17 protein-coding genes are annotated in these 14453 nt (G+C 67.2%); 11 read left to right on the top strand and 6 right to left on the bottom strand.

Going from position 1 to position 14453, the window contains the following annotated elements; genetic code table 11:
- The first annotated feature begins 70 nt into the window (after positions 1-70).
- Positions 71-709 (top strand): peptide-methionine (S)-S-oxide reductase MsrA, encoded by a 639-nt coding sequence (gene msrA / locus ABZS29_RS02875; RefSeq protein WP_355457946.1) that lies wholly within the window; start codon positions 71-73, stop codon positions 707-709.
- 153 nt (positions 710-862) lie between these two features.
- Positions 863-1306 (top strand): hypothetical protein, encoded by a 444-nt coding sequence (locus tag ABZS29_RS02880; RefSeq protein ID WP_355457948.1) that lies wholly within the window; start codon positions 863-865, stop codon positions 1304-1306.
- Here ABZS29_RS02880 and ABZS29_RS02885 read toward each other — a convergent pair.
- The gene (locus ABZS29_RS02885) at positions 1284-1844 is read right to left on the bottom strand and encodes a histidine phosphatase family protein (RefSeq protein WP_355457949.1); all 561 of its coding nucleotides are present in this window, start codon (positions 1842-1844) and stop codon (positions 1284-1286) included. The genes ABZS29_RS02880 and ABZS29_RS02885 overlap by 23 nt on opposite strands.
- Before the next feature lie 242 nt (positions 1845-2086).
- On the opposite strand from ABZS29_RS02885, the gene ABZS29_RS02890 reads away from it, so the two are divergent.
- Positions 2087-2500 carry a hypothetical protein gene (locus ABZS29_RS02890; protein ID WP_355457951.1) on the top strand — a complete coding sequence of 138 codons (414 nt, stop codon included), beginning with the start codon at positions 2087-2089 and terminating at the stop codon, positions 2498-2500.
- Between the two features lie 49 nt (positions 2501-2549).
- On the opposite strand, the gene ABZS29_RS02895 is transcribed toward ABZS29_RS02890, so the two are convergent.
- Positions 2550-3047: a DinB family protein gene (locus tag ABZS29_RS02895; protein WP_355457952.1), complete on the bottom strand. Its 498-nt coding sequence runs from the start codon at positions 3045-3047 to the stop codon at positions 2550-2552.
- Positions 3048-3142: 95 nt separating this feature from the next.
- Between ABZS29_RS02895 and ABZS29_RS02900 the strand changes: the two genes are divergently transcribed.
- A complete protein-coding gene (locus ABZS29_RS02900; RefSeq protein WP_355457954.1) occupies positions 3143-3640 on the top strand; it encodes a GNAT family N-acetyltransferase in 498 nt (165 codons plus the stop codon).
- A gap of 52 nt (positions 3641-3692) precedes the next feature.
- Positions 3693-4442, top strand: coding sequence for a GNAT family N-acetyltransferase (locus ABZS29_RS02905; protein WP_355457956.1), 750 nt, complete (start codon positions 3693-3695; stop codon positions 4440-4442).
- On the opposite strand, the gene ABZS29_RS02910 is transcribed toward ABZS29_RS02905, so the two are convergent.
- Positions 4430-4918, bottom strand: coding sequence for an NUDIX domain-containing protein (locus ABZS29_RS02910; protein WP_355457958.1), 489 nt, complete (start codon positions 4916-4918; stop codon positions 4430-4432). The genes ABZS29_RS02905 and ABZS29_RS02910 overlap by 13 nt on opposite strands.
- A gap of 33 nt (positions 4919-4951) precedes the next feature.
- On the opposite strand from ABZS29_RS02910, the gene ABZS29_RS02915 reads away from it, so the two are divergent.
- Genes ABZS29_RS02915 through ABZS29_RS02925 form a run of 3 tightly spaced genes read left to right on the top strand, consistent with a single transcriptional unit; the run spans position 4952 to position 8420 of the window.
- Positions 4952-5710: a hypothetical protein gene (locus ABZS29_RS02915; RefSeq protein ID WP_355457960.1), complete on the top strand. Its 759-nt coding sequence runs from the start codon at positions 4952-4954 to the stop codon at positions 5708-5710.
- Complete coding sequence (locus ABZS29_RS02920) at positions 5707-6927, top strand: lactate racemase domain-containing protein (protein ID WP_355457961.1); 1221 nt, start codon at positions 5707-5709, stop codon at positions 6925-6927. Before ABZS29_RS02915 ends, ABZS29_RS02920 begins: the two co-directional genes overlap by 4 nt.
- Positions 6928-6968: 41 nt before the next feature.
- Positions 6969-8420: an NAD(P)/FAD-dependent oxidoreductase gene (locus ABZS29_RS02925; RefSeq protein ID WP_355457963.1), complete on the top strand. Its 1452-nt coding sequence runs from the start codon at positions 6969-6971 to the stop codon at positions 8418-8420.
- Positions 8421-8657: 237 nt separating this feature from the next.
- Here ABZS29_RS02925 and ABZS29_RS02930 read toward each other — a convergent pair whose 3' ends face one another.
- Complete coding sequence (locus ABZS29_RS02930) at positions 8658-10031, bottom strand: cystathionine beta-synthase (RefSeq protein WP_355457964.1); 1374 nt, start codon at positions 10029-10031, stop codon at positions 8658-8660.
- A gap of 77 nt (positions 10032-10108) precedes the next feature.
- Here ABZS29_RS02930 and ABZS29_RS02935 point away from each other — a divergent pair, with 77 nt between their 5' ends.
- The 3 genes from ABZS29_RS02935 to ABZS29_RS02945 all read left to right on the top strand — a co-directional run bounded on the left by ABZS29_RS02935 (position 10109) and on the right by ABZS29_RS02945 (position 12318).
- Positions 10109-11143, top strand: coding sequence for an SGNH/GDSL hydrolase family protein (locus ABZS29_RS02935; protein ID WP_355457966.1), 1035 nt, complete (start codon positions 10109-10111; stop codon positions 11141-11143).
- Positions 11144-11230: 87 nt separating this feature from the next.
- The gene (locus ABZS29_RS02940; RefSeq protein WP_355457968.1) at positions 11231-11995 is read left to right on the top strand and encodes a glycoside hydrolase family 16 protein; all 765 of its coding nucleotides are present in this window, start codon (positions 11231-11233) and stop codon (positions 11993-11995) included.
- Between the two features lie 92 nt (positions 11996-12087).
- Positions 12088-12318: a DUF4287 domain-containing protein gene (locus tag ABZS29_RS02945; protein ID WP_355457970.1), complete on the top strand. Its 231-nt coding sequence runs from the start codon at positions 12088-12090 to the stop codon at positions 12316-12318.
- A 65-nt stretch (positions 12319-12383) separates the two neighbouring features.
- On the opposite strand, the gene ABZS29_RS02950 is transcribed toward ABZS29_RS02945, so the two are convergent.
- Both ABZS29_RS02950 and ABZS29_RS02955 read right to left on the bottom strand, forming a co-directional pair.
- Entirely contained in the window at positions 12384-13454 is a 1071-nt protein-coding gene (locus ABZS29_RS02950; RefSeq protein ID WP_355457972.1) for a VOC family protein, read from the bottom strand.
- 77 nt (positions 13455-13531) lie between these two features.
- Positions 13532-14362: a Bax inhibitor-1/YccA family protein gene (locus ABZS29_RS02955; protein WP_355457974.1), complete on the bottom strand. Its 831-nt coding sequence runs from the start codon at positions 14360-14362 to the stop codon at positions 13532-13534.
- Positions 14363-14453 lie beyond the last annotated feature (91 nt).

Raw genomic sequence — 14453 nt, forward strand, 5'->3', positions numbered from 1 at the left:
GGGGCCGGGGAAGGTTCGCCCCGGTGGTCGTGTTGAGAGACTATGAGAGTCAACTGCGAGAGGCGTGAGAATGTCGTTCTTCAAGCGGAACACAGCCCTGGTCGAGCCCGAGGCCGCACTGCCCGGCCGGCCCACCCCCGGCTACACCGTCCCGGCCGAGAACATCGTGCTGGGCACCCCGCAGACCGCACCGGCCCCTGAGGGGTTCGAGGAGGTCTGGTTCGGCACCGGCTGCTTCTGGGGCACCGAAGAGATCTTCTGGCAGCAGCCCGGCGTCTACACCACCGCAGTCGGGTACGCCGGCGGCTACTCCCCCAACCCGACGTACGAGGAAGTCTGCACCGGCGGCACCGGCCACACCGAAGCAGTCCGCGTCGTCTACGACCCCACCAAGACCACCTTCACCAACCTCCTGAAGGTCTTCTGGGAGACCCACGACCCGACCCAGGGCATGCGCCAGGGCAACGACCTCGGCTCCCAGTACCGCTCCGCCGTCTACTACACGACGGACGCCCAGCGCGCCGAGGCCGAACGCACCCGCGACCTCTACGCCCCCGTCATCAAGCCCCTCGGCTACGGCGACATCACCACCGAGATCGCCCCCCTAGGCGCCCACTACTACGCCGAGGCCTACCACCAGCAGTACCTCCACAAAAACCCCAACGGCTACCGCTGCCACAGCAACACCGGCGCCAAGTTCCCCAGCTGACGTTTAACCTCCGGCCCCGCGTGACGCGATCAACCTCGCATCGCGCGGGGCCTGTGTGTTTCAGGTGCCTGTCCGCCTCGACGACGAACTCAGCCGATGCTTCCCATGCGGAGGGCGCAGGTTCTCGCACGCCACCGTGCCACCATGCGCTGTATGAGCCTTTACATGCGTGCAGTGATCCGCGATTGGCCGGAGCACGAGCTTGGTGATCTGGTGGCGTTTCTCCGCGAGCAGGACGAGGGGTTCACGGTCAGTGGCGGTGACTGGGCCGACTTCGAGATCCAAGATTTGCGCGGAGTGGCGGTCCTGGCTGCGGATCTCACCCTCGGGAACGAAGTACGCGAGGAGTTGGCGGAGCTGACGGAATTCCTGAGCGACCACGAGGGATCCGTTGCGGCACAGCAGAAGGTGAAGGCACACCTTGAGAATGCGTCGGCCGTGGTGGGTATGCAGGTTCTGATGTCGCGGTACGACGATTCCGTCCTGGCGGCCAACCAGCTCATCACCTTCCTCGAGCGGTCGCCCGGCGTACTGACGCAGGTCGACACGGTCGGCTGGTACGACGGGGACGAGCTCATCCTGCAAGAGGCTGAATGATCTCGATCAGAGGTACGGCTTCTGCGGGAAGCCGGTCCAGCGGAGGTCTTGTGGGAGGTGGCTCAGGTCGTTGTGGGTCAGGAGTTCCGCGGGACGGTTGGGCGTCGAGGGCGTCGCGGATGAGCCAGGCGACGAGGAAGTTGTGGGTGATCAGTAGGTGGTGTTGTTCGCCAGCTGTCGGGTCGGTGAACTTGGCGAGAGCTTGACGGGCCAGATGAGGGCCTTGGGCGAGCTCTTCGGCCGTGAACTGCTGGAGGAATTCGGCCGCCCCAGGGAACATCTCGGTCTCGGACGGCACGTAAGGAACGTAGTCACCTGCTAGCTCGGAGGCCGTGAGCGGGGGTGGGACGGTTAGCTGCTGGTGCACCAGGCCGGCGGTCTCGGCGGCTCGTGGGAGCGGGCTGTGGTGGATGGTTGTGAAGGACACATCGCGCAGCCGCTGGCCGAGCAGAACGGCCTGGTGCCGTCCGCGGTCAGTCAGTCCGGTCTCGTCGGGCAACGCCTCGGCATGCCTGGCGACGTACAGGAGTCTGCTCATGCAGTGATGGACGCCCGCCGACGACTGCCGGTTCGGTGAAATTGACCGGGCTGCCGGCCTGATGTTCAAGCCGGCGACTGCGACGAAGCTTCGAGGCGCGTACGACGGCGTTTTTCGCGAGCCGAGCGGCTTCGAAGGCAGACATTGACCGATCCGCTCTGAACCCCGGCGGCGGCTGTTGCCTTGGGCCCGTGATTGAATTTCGTAGGTCGGGGGGCGAGGCAACAATGTGAGGAGCTCTTGTGGGCAAGCTGGTTCGGGCGTTGGTCGGGATTCCGGCAGCGGTGGTTTTGATCTCCGCGGGAACGACAGTCGCGGCGTTCGCGGCGACTGGGAAGCCGAGTGGACCGCCGCCGTCGGGGTTCGGGGTTACGTGTGTTTCGACCGCTGGGGCGAAGGCGTGCTTCGGTGAGGCCGCCGACAAGGTGTGGGTGAAGGACACCGTGGCGAACGGCGATTCCGCCGCGGGAACGATCTACAACACCGACTCCGGGTCGGACTGGTACCGCGAGTGCTTCAACACCCGTGGTGAAGCCGGCGGCTGGGTGGTGTGCGACTTCGACGTACCGGAGAACCGCGAAGGCCTGCTGTGGGCCGTCAACAAGCCGTTCGTGGGCAACGAGAAGAGCGTCAAGATCTGGACCACGCTGATCTGACGCCGGGGACCTGAGGTAGCCAGGATCGGGGCTACCTCAGGTTTCACCGTCAGCCCATCGACTTCTGGCCGTCGATCGCTTCGCGGATGATGTCCGCGTGGCCCGCGTGCTGGGCGGTCTCGGCGGTGATGTGCAGGAAGACCCGGCGTACGGACCAGAAGACGCCGGGCGGCTGCCAGGGGGCGGCGGGGAGTTCGTAGCTGGCGTTGAGGTCGAGGGTGCGGACCAGGTCGTCGGTGACCGCCGCGACCTTCTCGTACGCCGCCAGTACGTCGGCCAGCGTCTCACCGTCGACGAGCCGGAAGTTGTCGGCCCATTCGGCCATCACCTCCGGGGTGTACTCCTTCGTCGTGTCCTTGCCCTGGGCGAAGTCCTGCCAGTTCTTCTCCACCGCGGTGACGTGCTTGATCAGGCCGCCGACCGTGAGCTCGCTGATCGTGCTCCGGGTGCTGGCCTGCTCGTCGGTCAGGCCCTGCGCGGTGTGCCGCAGGAAGTGCCGGTGCTTGCCCAGGAAGTCGAGGATGTCGTCCCGCTCGTTCGTCGTCATGCTCCGACTCTAGGAGAGGTAGCGGCCAGAGAGTGTCCGCTACCGCGCGGGAAAACCAGAAGACTTTCCAGCAACCCGAAACCTAAGCTCCCCAGATGGACATCCGCCCGCTGCAGCCCGAGGATCCGCCGGTGATCGGGGCCGCCTTCGACGAGATCGGCTGGAACAAGCCGGTCTCCCAGTACGAGCGCTATCTCCAGGAGCAGCGCGACGGCACCCGCGACGTGCTGGTGGCCTGGGTCGACGGCGAGTTCGCCGGTTACGTCACGGTCCGCTGGGAGTCGCCGTACGAGCCGTTCAACGGCATCCCGGAGATCCAGGACTTCAACGTCCTGCCCAAGCTCCGCCGCCAGGGCATCGGGAGCTCGTTGATGGACGCCGCCGAGGCGCTCGTCGCCACCCGCTCCGACGTCGTCGGCATCGGCGTCGGCCTGTACTCCCACTACGGCAGCGCCCAGCGCATGTACGTCCGCCGCGGCTACATCCCCGACGGCCGCGGTCTCATCTACGCCGGCCGCCAGGTCGAACCGATCGCGATGGTCTGCAACGACGACGACCTCACCCTGATGTTCACCAAAACCCTCAAGCACTGAAGGATTTCCCGATGGTGCTGCGGTACGCCGCACTGGACGATGGAGGCGGCGCATGAAAGAGCGAGTGCTGAAGGCTGCGGCCAACTGGACGTGGGTGCCGCCGGAGGCCAAGGACGTGGTCACGCCGGAGTACCGGATGATCATTTACGGGCATCGCGGGCCTTCGGTGCAGTGGTCTGCGACCGAGCGACCGCTGGACGAGGTGATCGCGGAGATCCGGGACAGGGCTCCGGAAGATTCCAAGGTGCGCTGGTGGGTGGATGCGCGGACGCGGCCGGCGGATACCGCGGAGGTCCTGCAGAAGCACGGGTTCCGCGAGGTCGAGGTGCTCGAGATCCTCGCGCAGGAGCTCACCGACGACCTTGCCGAGCGACTCGACGTACCGAGTGATGTCTTGGTGCGGCCGGCGTTGACCGCGGACGACATCGAGCGGGCAGCGGCGGTTGACTCGGAGGTGTTCGGTTGGTCGGCGCCGAGCTGGGTTGAGCTCGATCACGAGATCGCCGCGATTGAGCGGGGCGAGCGGTCGCCGCTGCGGTTCGTGGCGGAGCTCGACGGTGAGATCGTAGGCGCGGCGGGCTTCACGATGCTGGGCGACGTGGTTGGCCTCTGGGGTGCGAGCGTGCTGGAGAAGGCGCGTGGTCGCGGCGTCTACCGGGCCCTGATCGCGGCGCGCTGCAACGCAGCCCGAGCGGCCGGCGCGGACCTCGCACTCGTGACCGCCCGCACCGAGACCAGCGCACCCACGCTGCGCCGGATCGGCTTCGTTGCCTACGGCACCAAACGTTGCTACGAGCTCTGAAAGTTCCCGGACGACAGAAACGCGTCGTACAGGCCGAGCACGAAGCGGGTTGGTGGATGCAAGTCCTCGGGCGGTTCGGCGAAGAAGGCCAACTCCAGCACCTCGGCGGCCTCGGCCTGCAGCGTTCCGCTCCACGAACGAGCCTCGAAGCACAGCGAAAAGCACTGCAGTACGTCGCCGTTCGGATAGGTCACGGTGTGCAGGTCACCCCGCGACAGCGACGCGAACGGCACGAGCGACTCCGGCGAGACGACGAGCCCCGTCTCCTCCAAGAGCTCCCGCGCCGCGGTCGTCCGGAAGCTGTCCCCCGGCTCCGATGCCCCAGCCGGGAGCTCCCACAACCCGGAGTCGCGGCTCCGCTGAAACAGGATCCGGGAGTCCCCGTCGACCGCCAGAACCTGCGCTCCAGGTGTCAGCAGTAGCCGCGATCCAACCTGCTGCCGAACTTCCCACAGGTACGAGCCTTCATACGTCATGACCGCATTCGATCAGATGAGAGGGTGGGACGTGTGGCGGCGTTGAAGCGGTGGGCACTGACGGGTGGGCTGATTCTCGGGCTGGTCTGGGCCTGCGTCGCCTCGGCGTCGATGCCGAGCTGGTGGGATCCGAGCAAGTCGTGCTTCGAGAAGCTCGGCCCCAAGGTCAACAGCCCGGACGCGATCACGCACACCAGCTGGTTTCCGCCGACGGCGACGTGCGACTTCGGCGGCGGTGACGTCCGCAACTACCTGAGTACGACGCAGACTGTGCTTCTCTCGATCACCGGCCTTCTGGTGCTGGCCCTGACCGCGGTCGGCGTCGTACTGACACTCAAGAGACTCGCAGGCGATCCTGGCCCGACCAGAACACCCGATGACGTCGACCTGAAACGCAGGCACCGCAACCACCTCCTGTACGGCGCTCTCGACGTACTGGTCGTGGTCGCGATCCTGACCGCGCTCAACGTGGCGGCGATCGTCTTCGGCGAGATCATCGGCGGCATCCTGTTCGTCATCGCCGCCATCGCCGGTCTCGGCGCGCTCGCGACCGCGCTCGACCGGCACACCGGCCCACTCCCCAGTACGGCGCTCGCCGGCCGCCGCCGGGGAGCCGCGACCGGCGCGATCGTGTTCGGCGTGATCTTCGCGGCGACCGCGCTCGCCGGCCAGCTCCCGTTCTTCCAGCTCTGGACGGCGCCACTGGCCGCCGTGACCTACATCGTCGTTGTGCACACCCAGTGGACCAAGGCCGCACCCCGGGAGCTCAACGACGTAAGGTCTGATCCGTGAGCATCATCGGTGGCGCGGGTCAGGTCCTCAGCGAGGACCAGGTGACGACGTTCGTCGGCGACGCCTTGGCCGGCGCCGGCCTGGAGGGCCGCAGCGTCTGCGTGATCGTCCCGGACGCGACCCGCAGCTGCCCGCTCCCCCTGCTGATCCGGGCGGTCCACCAGGCTCTGCAGGACAAGGTCAGCAAGCTCACCATTTTGATTGCCCTCGGCACCCATGCCGAGATGAGCCCGGACGAGCTGCGCAAACACCTCGGCGCCGAGTACGACGGCGTCCTCAACCACGAGTGGTGGAAGCCGGAGACCTTCGCCGACCTCGGCACGATCAGCGCCGAGCGGGTCAGCGAGATCTCCCAAGGCCTGCTGCGTGAAGAGGTGCCGGTCCGCCTCAACCGGGCGGTCGTCGAGCACGATGTGGCGCTGGTGGTCGGCCCGGTCTTCCCGCACGAGGTGGTCGGCTTCTCCGGCGGCAACAAGTACTTCTTCCCCGGTGTCGCCGGCCAGGAGGTCATCGACGTCTCGCACTGGCTCGGCGCCCTGATCACCAGCGCGAGCATCATCGGCACGCTCGGCACCACGCCGGTCCGCGCCCTGATCAACGAGGCCGCTGCCCTGATTCCTGCCGAGAAGCTCGCGCTCGCCGTGGTCGCCCAGTCCGGCACGAACGCCTTGCACGCCATCGCTTTCGGGAACACCGTCGACGCCTGGCAGGCCGCCGCCGAGGTCTCCGCCCAGACCCACGTCACCTACCTCGACCAGCCCGTACGCCGGGTCGTCTCGGTCATGCCCGAGAAGTACGCCGACATCTGGACCGCGGCCAAAGGCTTCTACAAGCTCGAACCCGTGGTCGCCGACGGCGGCGAGGTCATCCTCTACGCCCCGCACGTCACCCAGATCGCCGCGATGCACCCGGAGATCGAGGAGATCGGCTACCACTGCCGCGACTATTTCGTCGGCCAGTGGGAGAAGTTCCGCGACGTCCACTGGGGCGTGCTCGCGCACTCGACCCATCTGCGCGGCGCCGGCACCTGGGACCCGGTCACCGGCGAGCACCTCCGCGTCCAGGTCACGCTCGCGACCGGCATTCCGGAGGACGTCGTACGGCGGGCCAACCTGAACTACCTCGACCCGGCGACCGTCGATCTCGACGCGTACGCCGCCGATCCGGACACGCTCGTCGTACCCAATGCCGGTGAGGTTCTGCACCGCCTGAAGTAGACGGTTCCCACAACGGTGACTCGCCGGTAACCTCGGGCCCTATGACAGAGGTCGTGATCATCGGGTCCGGATTCGCCGGTTTGTGCATGGGGATCAAGCTGAAGCAGGCCGGATGCGAGGACTTCGTCATCCTGGAGAAGGCCGACCGCCTCGGCGGCACCTGGCGCGACAACACCTATCCCGGGTGCGCGTGCGACATCCCGTCGTACCTGTACTCGTTCTCGTTCGAGCAGAATCCGCACTGGACGCGGATGTTCGCCGGCTGGGACGAGATCCTCGAGTACCTCGAGCACTGCGCCGAGAAGTACGGTCTGACCGACCACATCCGGTACGGCGCCGAGGTCACCGAAGCGGCCTTCGACGAAGCGAGCGGCCAGTGGACGGTGACCGTCAACGGCGACGAGACGATCGAGACCCAGGCCCTGGTCGCCGGAGTCGGCAGCCTGCACGAACCCAAGCGACCCGACCTGCCCGGCCTCGACTCCTTCGCCGGTACGACGTTCCACTCGGCGCAGTGGGATCACACCCACGACCTGACCGGCCGCCGGGTCGCGGTGATCGGGACCGGCGCGTCGGCGATCCAGTTCGTCCCGAAAATCGCGGAGCAGGCGGCGCACCTGGACGTCTACCAGCGGACCGCGCCGTGGGTCACGCCGAAGCCGGACCGCGCGATCGGCAGTTGGGAACGCCGGCTGCACGAACGCTTCCCGGCCGGGCAGCGAGCGATCCGCAACGTCATCTACTGGGGTCTCGAGGGTCGCGGCCTCGGCTTCGCGGGCAACCCGAAGCTGATGAAAGGCCTTGAACTGCAGGCGAAACGGCATCTGCGCAAGCAGGTCCCGGACCCGGACCTGCGCGCCCGGCTGACCCCGGACTACCAGATCGGCTGCAAGCGCGTGCTGATCTCGAACGACTACTACCCGACCTTCAGCCGGTCGAACGTCGACCTCGTCACCACGCCGATCACCCGGGTGACGCCGGAGGCCGTCGTGACCGCGGACGGGATCGAGCGGCCTTGCGACACGATCGTGCTCGGGACAGGCTTCGCGGTCTCGGCGAACCTGACCCGGATGCCGATCCTCGGCAAGGACGGCGTCGATCTGGCCGACCACTGGAAGCGCGAGGGCGTCGGCGCCCACCTCGGCATCACGGTCGCCGGCATCCCGAACCTGTTCCTGCTGACCGGCCCGAACACGCTGCTCGGCCACTCCTCGATGATCTTCATGATCGAGGCGCAGGTCCGCTACGTGATGCAGGCGCTCGATCTGCTGCGCAGCCGGCGGGCGACGTACGTCGAGGTCCGCGACGACGCGCAGCAGCAGTTCGTCGCGGGGGTGCAGGGCGAGCTCGGTGAGACCGTCTGGGCGACTGGGTGCACCAGTTGGTATCTGGACGCGGAGGGCCGGAACTCGGTGATCTGGCCCGAGTTCACCGTCTCCTACTGGCGTCGCACCCGCAAGCTCGATCCGTCGGACTTCGTGCTGGTCAGGTAAGGGGAACCCGCACTCCTGAAGGATGACCACTCAGGGTCAAACGTACGACCTTGGGATGAACGCAAGACCATGCCGGTGGCCGATGCCTGACCGCGGTTTCCGGAGGACTCTTGAGACATGGAAATCCTTCAGATCGCGGGAGCAGCGGCCATCGTCATTGGCATCGTCGTGATGGCCCTGCTCGCCATCGTGCCTTCGGTCGTCGACCGATAACCACCCAAGGGCGCTTGCGAGCGCTCAGTCGGCGGACAGATGGACCAGCAGGTCCTGCCGGGTCAGTACGCCCACCGGCTTGCCGTCGTCCAGCACCATCAGGGCGTCCCGGCCTTCCAGCAGTTCGACCGCCTTGGTGACGGCTTCGCCGGCGCCCAGCGACGGCAGTGCCGGATCCATGTGCAGCTCGACCATGTCGGCCAGTCGCGCCTTGCCGGAGTACAACGCGTCCATCAGCGTCCGCTCCGACACCGCGCCGGCCACCTCGGCCGCCATCACCGGTGGTTCCGCGCGGACCACCGGCATCTGGGAGACGCCGTACTCGCGCAGGATGGCGACCGCTTCGGCGATCGTCTCGTGCGGGTGGGTGTGCACCAGCGGCGGCAGGCTGCCGTCCTTGCCGGCCAGTACGTCGCCGAGCGTCGTCCCCTGCCGGGCGTGCCCGAGGAAGCCGTACTGCGCGAGCCAGTCGTCGTTGAAGACCTTCGTCAGGTAGCCGCGGCCGCCGTCGGGCAGCAGCACCACGATCACGGCCTCGGGGTCGTCGATCTCGTGCGCGAGCCGGATCGCCGCCGCGGCCGCCATGCCCGCGGAGCCGCCGACCAGCATCGCCTCTTCGCGCGCCAGGCGACGAGTCAGCGCGAACGAGTCCGCGTCCGAGACCTCGATGATCCGGTCGCAGATGTCGCGGTCGTAGGTCTCGGGCCAGAAGTCCTCGCCGACGCCCTCGACCAGGTACGGCCGGCCGGTTCCGCCGGAGTAGACCGAGCCCTCGGGGTCCGCGCCGATGATCTGGACGCGACCGCCGGAGACCTCCTTGAGGTACTTGCCGGTGCCGGTGATCGTGCCGCCGGTCCCGACGCCCGCCACGAAGTGGGTGATCTTGCCCTCGGTCTGCTCCCAGAGCTCGGGGCCCGTGGTCTCGTAGTGCGAGCGCGGGTTGTTCTGGTTCGCGTACTGGTTCGGCTTCCAGGCGCCCTCGATCTCACGGACCAGGCGGTCGGAGACGTTGTAGTACGAGTCCGGGTGCTCCGGCGCGACCGCGGTCGGGCAGACCACGACCTCGGCGCCGTACGCCTTGAGCACGTTGCGCTTGTCCTCGCTCACCTTGTCCGGGCAGACGAAGACGCACTTGTAGCCCTTCTGCTGCGCGACCATCGCCAGCCCGACCCCGGTGTTGCCGGAGGTCGGCTCGACGATCGTGCCGCCGGGCTTCAGCTCACCGGAAGCCTCCGCGGCCTCGATCATCCGGACCGCGATCCGGTCCTTCACCGAGCCGCCCGGGTTGAAGTACTCGACCTTGGCCAGGACGAGCGGTGTCGCCCCGTCCGTGGTCTTGCCCAGCTTCACGAGCGGGGTGTTGCCGACGAGGTCCAGGAGAGATTCTGCGTAGCGCACAGCTTCACTGTAGTGATCCTCGTGTCGTTTCCCCTATTTCACTTGCTTGTCCGTGACAGCGTGTAATCCTTGTACCCATGAGTAAAGGCAAAGCCAGGGCTGCCAAGCGGCTCGCCCAGGCCGCGGCCTTCGGGGGCGGGGGACTCGGACTCATCGGCGCCACGTTGTACGGCGTACTGACCGCGGAAGCGGAGTACGCGAAACGCGTGATCGGACCGATGCGGTACTACCCCACTCCGGGGAGCGGTCTGTACGGCCGATATCCAGGACTACCGATCACGTTCGCCATGCTCGGCGACTCCAGCGCGGCCGGCTACGGCACGGATTCGCCCGACGAGACTCCGGGCGTGCTGCTCGCCTCCGGGCTCACCGACCTGGCCGAGCGCCCGGTCCGGCTGGTCGACGTCTCCAAGACGGGCGCCAAGTCGACCGACCTGGCGCAGCAGGTCGACGCCGCACTGCAGGCTGGTCCGCATGTCGCGGTCATCCTGATCGGCGCCAACGACGTCAAGGCCCAGATGTCGCCATCGGTCTCCGTCAGATTGCTGTCCGCTGCCGTACGGCGGTTGCGCGCGGCGAACTGTGAGGTCGTGGTCGGTACCTGCCCGGACCTCGGGGCCGTGCGCACGATCATGCCGCCGCTGCGTCAGGTCGCGCGCGCCTGGAGCCACCGGCTCGCCGCCGCGCAGACCATCGCCGTGGTCGAGGCCGGCGGCCGGACGGTCTCGCTCGGCTCGTTGCTCGGACCTGCTTTCCGAGCCGATCCGACGATGTGGGGCCGGGACAACTTCCACCCGTCCGCGATCGGGTACACGGCCGCCTCCGCGGCGCTGTTGCCTTCGGTCGCGGCCGCGATGGGCGTCGGGCCGGAGTCGTTCGTGCACCCCGAATCGTTCCGTGGCGAGGCGATCCTGCCGATCGCGGAGGCCGCCGTACAGGCTGCCCGGACGGCGGGTACCGAGGTCGCGGCGACCGAGGTGGCCGGCCGCGAGCGCGGGCCGAGTGGTCGCTGGGCCGCCCTGCGGCACCGTCGCCGGCACCCGAAGGCCGAGGTCGACCGGGTCGACACCGCCGAGCCGGAGCCGGAGTCCGGGACTTTGATCAACATCTGAATCAAGTTCCGGAACCGGTGGGGCGTTGACTGGGAGCGCTTCCAAATCCACGGTGGACCTCCGCCCCCACTCCTCCGGAGGTTCACCATGAAGAGGTTCCGCCCCGCCCTGCTCGCCGTCGCGGCGCTCACCCTGCTGAGCGCCGTACTGACTCCACCCGCCAGCCAGGCCGCCACCACCGCGATCGGCGGCAGCTTCTCGGACGGCTTCGACGGACAGACCAGCCGCTGGTCGAAGTCCGACGGCTGGAGCAACGGCAGCATGTTCAACGTCGGCTGGCGTGCTGACCATGTCTGGTTCAGCGGCGGCGTACTGGGTTTGAAGCTGGACACGGCGTCCTGTCCGAGCGGCTGTTCGGGCAAGCCGTATGCCTCCGGTGAGTACCGGACCAACGACCTGTACTCCTACGGCCGGTTCGAGACTCGGATGAAGGCGGTCAAGGCGTCCGGCACGGTCACGTCGTTCTTCACCTACACGGGTCCGAGCGACAACCAGCCCTGGGACGAGATCGACATCGAGATCCTCGGCAAGAACACCACCCAGATGCAGACCAACTACTTCACCAACGGCGCCGGCGGGCACGAGAAGATCATCAACCTCGGCTTCGACGCGGCCTCCGGCTACCACGACTACGCGATCGAATGGTGGAACGGCGGCACCATCAACTGGTTCGTCGACGGCCGGCTGGTGCACCAGGAGAACGGGTCCCGCGGCCCGCTGCCGACCCATCCGATGCGCATCATGATGAACCTCTGGCCGGGCATCGGCGTCGACGGCTGGCTCGGCCCGTTCAACTACCCCGGCTCGGCGCTCAACGCCACCTACGACTCGGCGCGCTACACAAAGTACTGAGTCCGGACATTCATGGCGAAGGCCTTGCCTGTAGGCGTCTTCGTGGTGCACAGTCGATAACAACCGCGATACCCCGATGACGGGAGGCGACGATGGGCTTGAACCACTCCGAGGAAACGCACCAGCGTTTGGTGGAGAAGGTGCCCAGCTGCACCGGACGCGAGATGACCGAGTGGTTCCAGCTGATGAACGACGGACCGTCGTTCCTGCGCTTCGACGACAGAGTGCGGTGGCTCTCCGGCGAGTACGAACTCGCGCATGGGCACGCAACCGCCATCGTGCACGAGTACGACTTGGTCAAGGCGCACCGGCGAATGGGTTGACAGCCGAACAGGAGAAGATTTAGGAAGGCCTGCCCCTACAGGTGGAGGGGCGGGCCTTTCCTGTTCTACAAGGGCTTTGCGGCGATGATGTCGAGCTCGTTGCCCTCGGGGTCGGTGATCGAGCAACGATCCGGTTGCTCCGCATGCACCTGTCCCCCGGCGGTCAGCGCCTGCTCGACGCGCGCCCCGAACTGGTCGGACGCCACCTCGAGCTCGAGCCGCAGGCGATTGCGCTGCCGGCGTCGTTCGGTTTCAGTTGCGTCCAACTGCTGGAAGATCAGCAACGGGTTGAGCCGGCGCGGGTCGAAGCTGTCGCCGGCCTGTGGTTCCTGGGTGTAGCCGAGAGTCGTTGTCCAGAAGGCCTGAACGGCCGGTACGTCGACCGCGTCGATGCCCAGCTGGACGAAGCGGAGCTGGTCCTTCTGTGCGGTCAATCCGCGCGCGCGGGCGGCGGCCTGGATTCGCGTCGCGAGCTCGACGAAAGGTTCTCCGGCTTGCTCCCACAGGTCTTTGCCGTGGTCGATGACGACGCCTTCGGGGCGAACGTCCAGTCCAACAGGGATCCCGGCCGCGTCGGCCAGCTCGGCGACGGCCGTCACGAGGTCGATCGCTTGTTGTGCTGATGCGGTCGGGTAGAAAGTCATTGCCGTGAACAACGTTTCCCAGTCCTCGGCGTCGGCTGCGAGTGGTGCGCCCGGGACCAGGTCCAGTTCATTGCCTTCGAGGTCGGCGAGCATCACTCCCCAGGCACCTGTTGGCGTGCGGCCGTTGCGGACCGCCTCGACGACGTGGGCCGGCCGTACGACGTCGATGTGGAAGCGATTCCGCAGTGGGCGTACGTCGTCGGTCGGCTGGATGATCAGGTCCGGATCGCGGTGCAGCGGGTCCACGAGCCGGTGATCGCCGAGCGTTCGGTAGCCAAGCGCCGTACGCCAGAATTCTTGAACTGCTGTTGGGTTGACGGCGTCCAGGACGATGCGTAGCTCCTGGACTGTCCCCGGGCCACCTGGCCTGATCCGCAGGCCCGTCTGTCGCAGGTCGATGTCAGGGAGCTGACCGTCGTCGACCAGCCCGGCCGTGATGACGGCTCCCGCGCTCAATGACGGCGCGTCCAACCACTGCCCTAGCTCTGTCATGTCCTCACAGTAGGACGAAAAGCCGAAGGGCCGGCCCGATTGGGCCGGCCCTTCGAAACTGCTGTGGTGCGTGGTGACTAGTCGCCGCCACGCAGGATCGCGAGGATGCGCAGCATGTTCCAGTACAGCCAGACCAGCGTGACGGTCAGGCCGAAGGCCGCGCGCCAGGCCTCGTTCTGCGGGGCGCCGGCGCGGACGCCCTGCTCCACCATGTCGAAGTCGAGGATCAGGTTGAAGACCGCCAGGCCGACACCGAGCGCGGCGAACAGCAGGCCCATCGGGCCCATCCCGCCGATCCCGGTGGTGATGCCGAACAGCCCCAGCACGAGGTTGACCAGCAGCACGCCCGCGAAGCCCATCGTCGCGAGGATGACCATCTTCTGGAACCGCGGCGTCACCTTGATAGCGAAGTACTTGTACGCACCCAGCGTCAGCGCTGCGGTCACCAGCGTCGCCAGGATCGCCTGCGCGACGATACTCGCGTCACCCTTGGCGAACAGGTTGACGATGACCTTGCTGCCGACACCGAGGAAAACACCCTCGAGCGCCGCGTAGACCATCACCAGCGCGGGGTTGATCTTGCGCGAGAACGACAGCACCATCGCGATCGCGAAGGCCAGCAACGCACCGCCGAGGAAGGCCGGCAGGACCAGCCGGTCCGGCACCGCGATCCACGACACGGCACCGACAGCGGCCACAACACCCAGCGTGATCGCCGTCTTGACGATCACATCGTCCAGCGTCATGGGGCGGCTGCCGGCCGGTGCACCCTGGTACTGCTGGGGCGGCACACCCGGCCCGCCGTACTGACCGGGCTGGTGACCGTACGGAGCGGCCCCCGGATAAGCCTGGCCATGGCCAGGCGCGAACGCACTCGACCGGTTCAGGACCGGGTTACTGCTCTGCATGACATTCCTCCTGGTGACCCACACCTGGGGCCGTGCCGAAATACTACGTTCCCACCCTTAACAACATCTGAGAATCCGTCTCTCGTTCCCC

This window comes from Kribbella sp. NPDC005582 (assembly GCF_040605415.1).
Taxonomy (GTDB): domain Bacteria; phylum Actinomycetota; class Actinomycetes; order Propionibacteriales; family Kribbellaceae; genus Kribbella.

What these genes read in the sequence shown, in the direction of transcription:
- msrA (WP_355457946.1), top strand. Translation starts at nt 71, where the DNA reads ATGTCGTTCTTCAAGCGGAACACAGCCCTGGTCGAGCCCGAGGCCGCA.
- ABZS29_RS02880 (WP_355457948.1), top strand. Translation starts at nt 863, where the DNA reads ATGAGCCTTTACATGCGTGCAGTGATCCGCGATTGGCCGGAGCACGAG.
- ABZS29_RS02885 (WP_355457949.1), bottom strand. Translation starts at nt 1,844, where the DNA reads ATGAGCAGACTCCTGTACGTCGCCAGGCATGCCGAGGCGTTGCCCGAC.
- ABZS29_RS02895 (WP_355457952.1), bottom strand. Translation starts at nt 3,047, where the DNA reads ATGACGACGAACGAGCGGGACGACATCCTCGACTTCCTGGGCAAGCAC.
- ABZS29_RS02900 (WP_355457954.1), top strand. Translation starts at nt 3,143, where the DNA reads ATGGACATCCGCCCGCTGCAGCCCGAGGATCCGCCGGTGATCGGGGCC.
- ABZS29_RS02905 (WP_355457956.1), top strand. Translation starts at nt 3,693, where the DNA reads ATGAAAGAGCGAGTGCTGAAGGCTGCGGCCAACTGGACGTGGGTGCCG.
- ABZS29_RS02910 (WP_355457958.1), bottom strand. Translation starts at nt 4,918, where the DNA reads ATGACGTATGAAGGCTCGTACCTGTGGGAAGTTCGGCAGCAGGTTGGA.
- ABZS29_RS02925 (WP_355457963.1), top strand. Translation starts at nt 6,969, where the DNA reads ATGACAGAGGTCGTGATCATCGGGTCCGGATTCGCCGGTTTGTGCATG.
- ABZS29_RS02935 (WP_355457966.1), top strand. Translation starts at nt 10,109, where the DNA reads ATGAGTAAAGGCAAAGCCAGGGCTGCCAAGCGGCTCGCCCAGGCCGCG.
- ABZS29_RS02940 (WP_355457968.1), top strand. Translation starts at nt 11,231, where the DNA reads ATGAAGAGGTTCCGCCCCGCCCTGCTCGCCGTCGCGGCGCTCACCCTG.
- ABZS29_RS02945 (WP_355457970.1), top strand. Translation starts at nt 12,088, where the DNA reads ATGGGCTTGAACCACTCCGAGGAAACGCACCAGCGTTTGGTGGAGAAG.
- ABZS29_RS02950 (WP_355457972.1), bottom strand. Translation starts at nt 13,454, where the DNA reads ATGACAGAGCTAGGGCAGTGGTTGGACGCGCCGTCATTGAGCGCGGGA.
- ABZS29_RS02955 (WP_355457974.1), bottom strand. Translation starts at nt 14,362, where the DNA reads ATGCAGAGCAGTAACCCGGTCCTGAACCGGTCGAGTGCGTTCGCGCCT.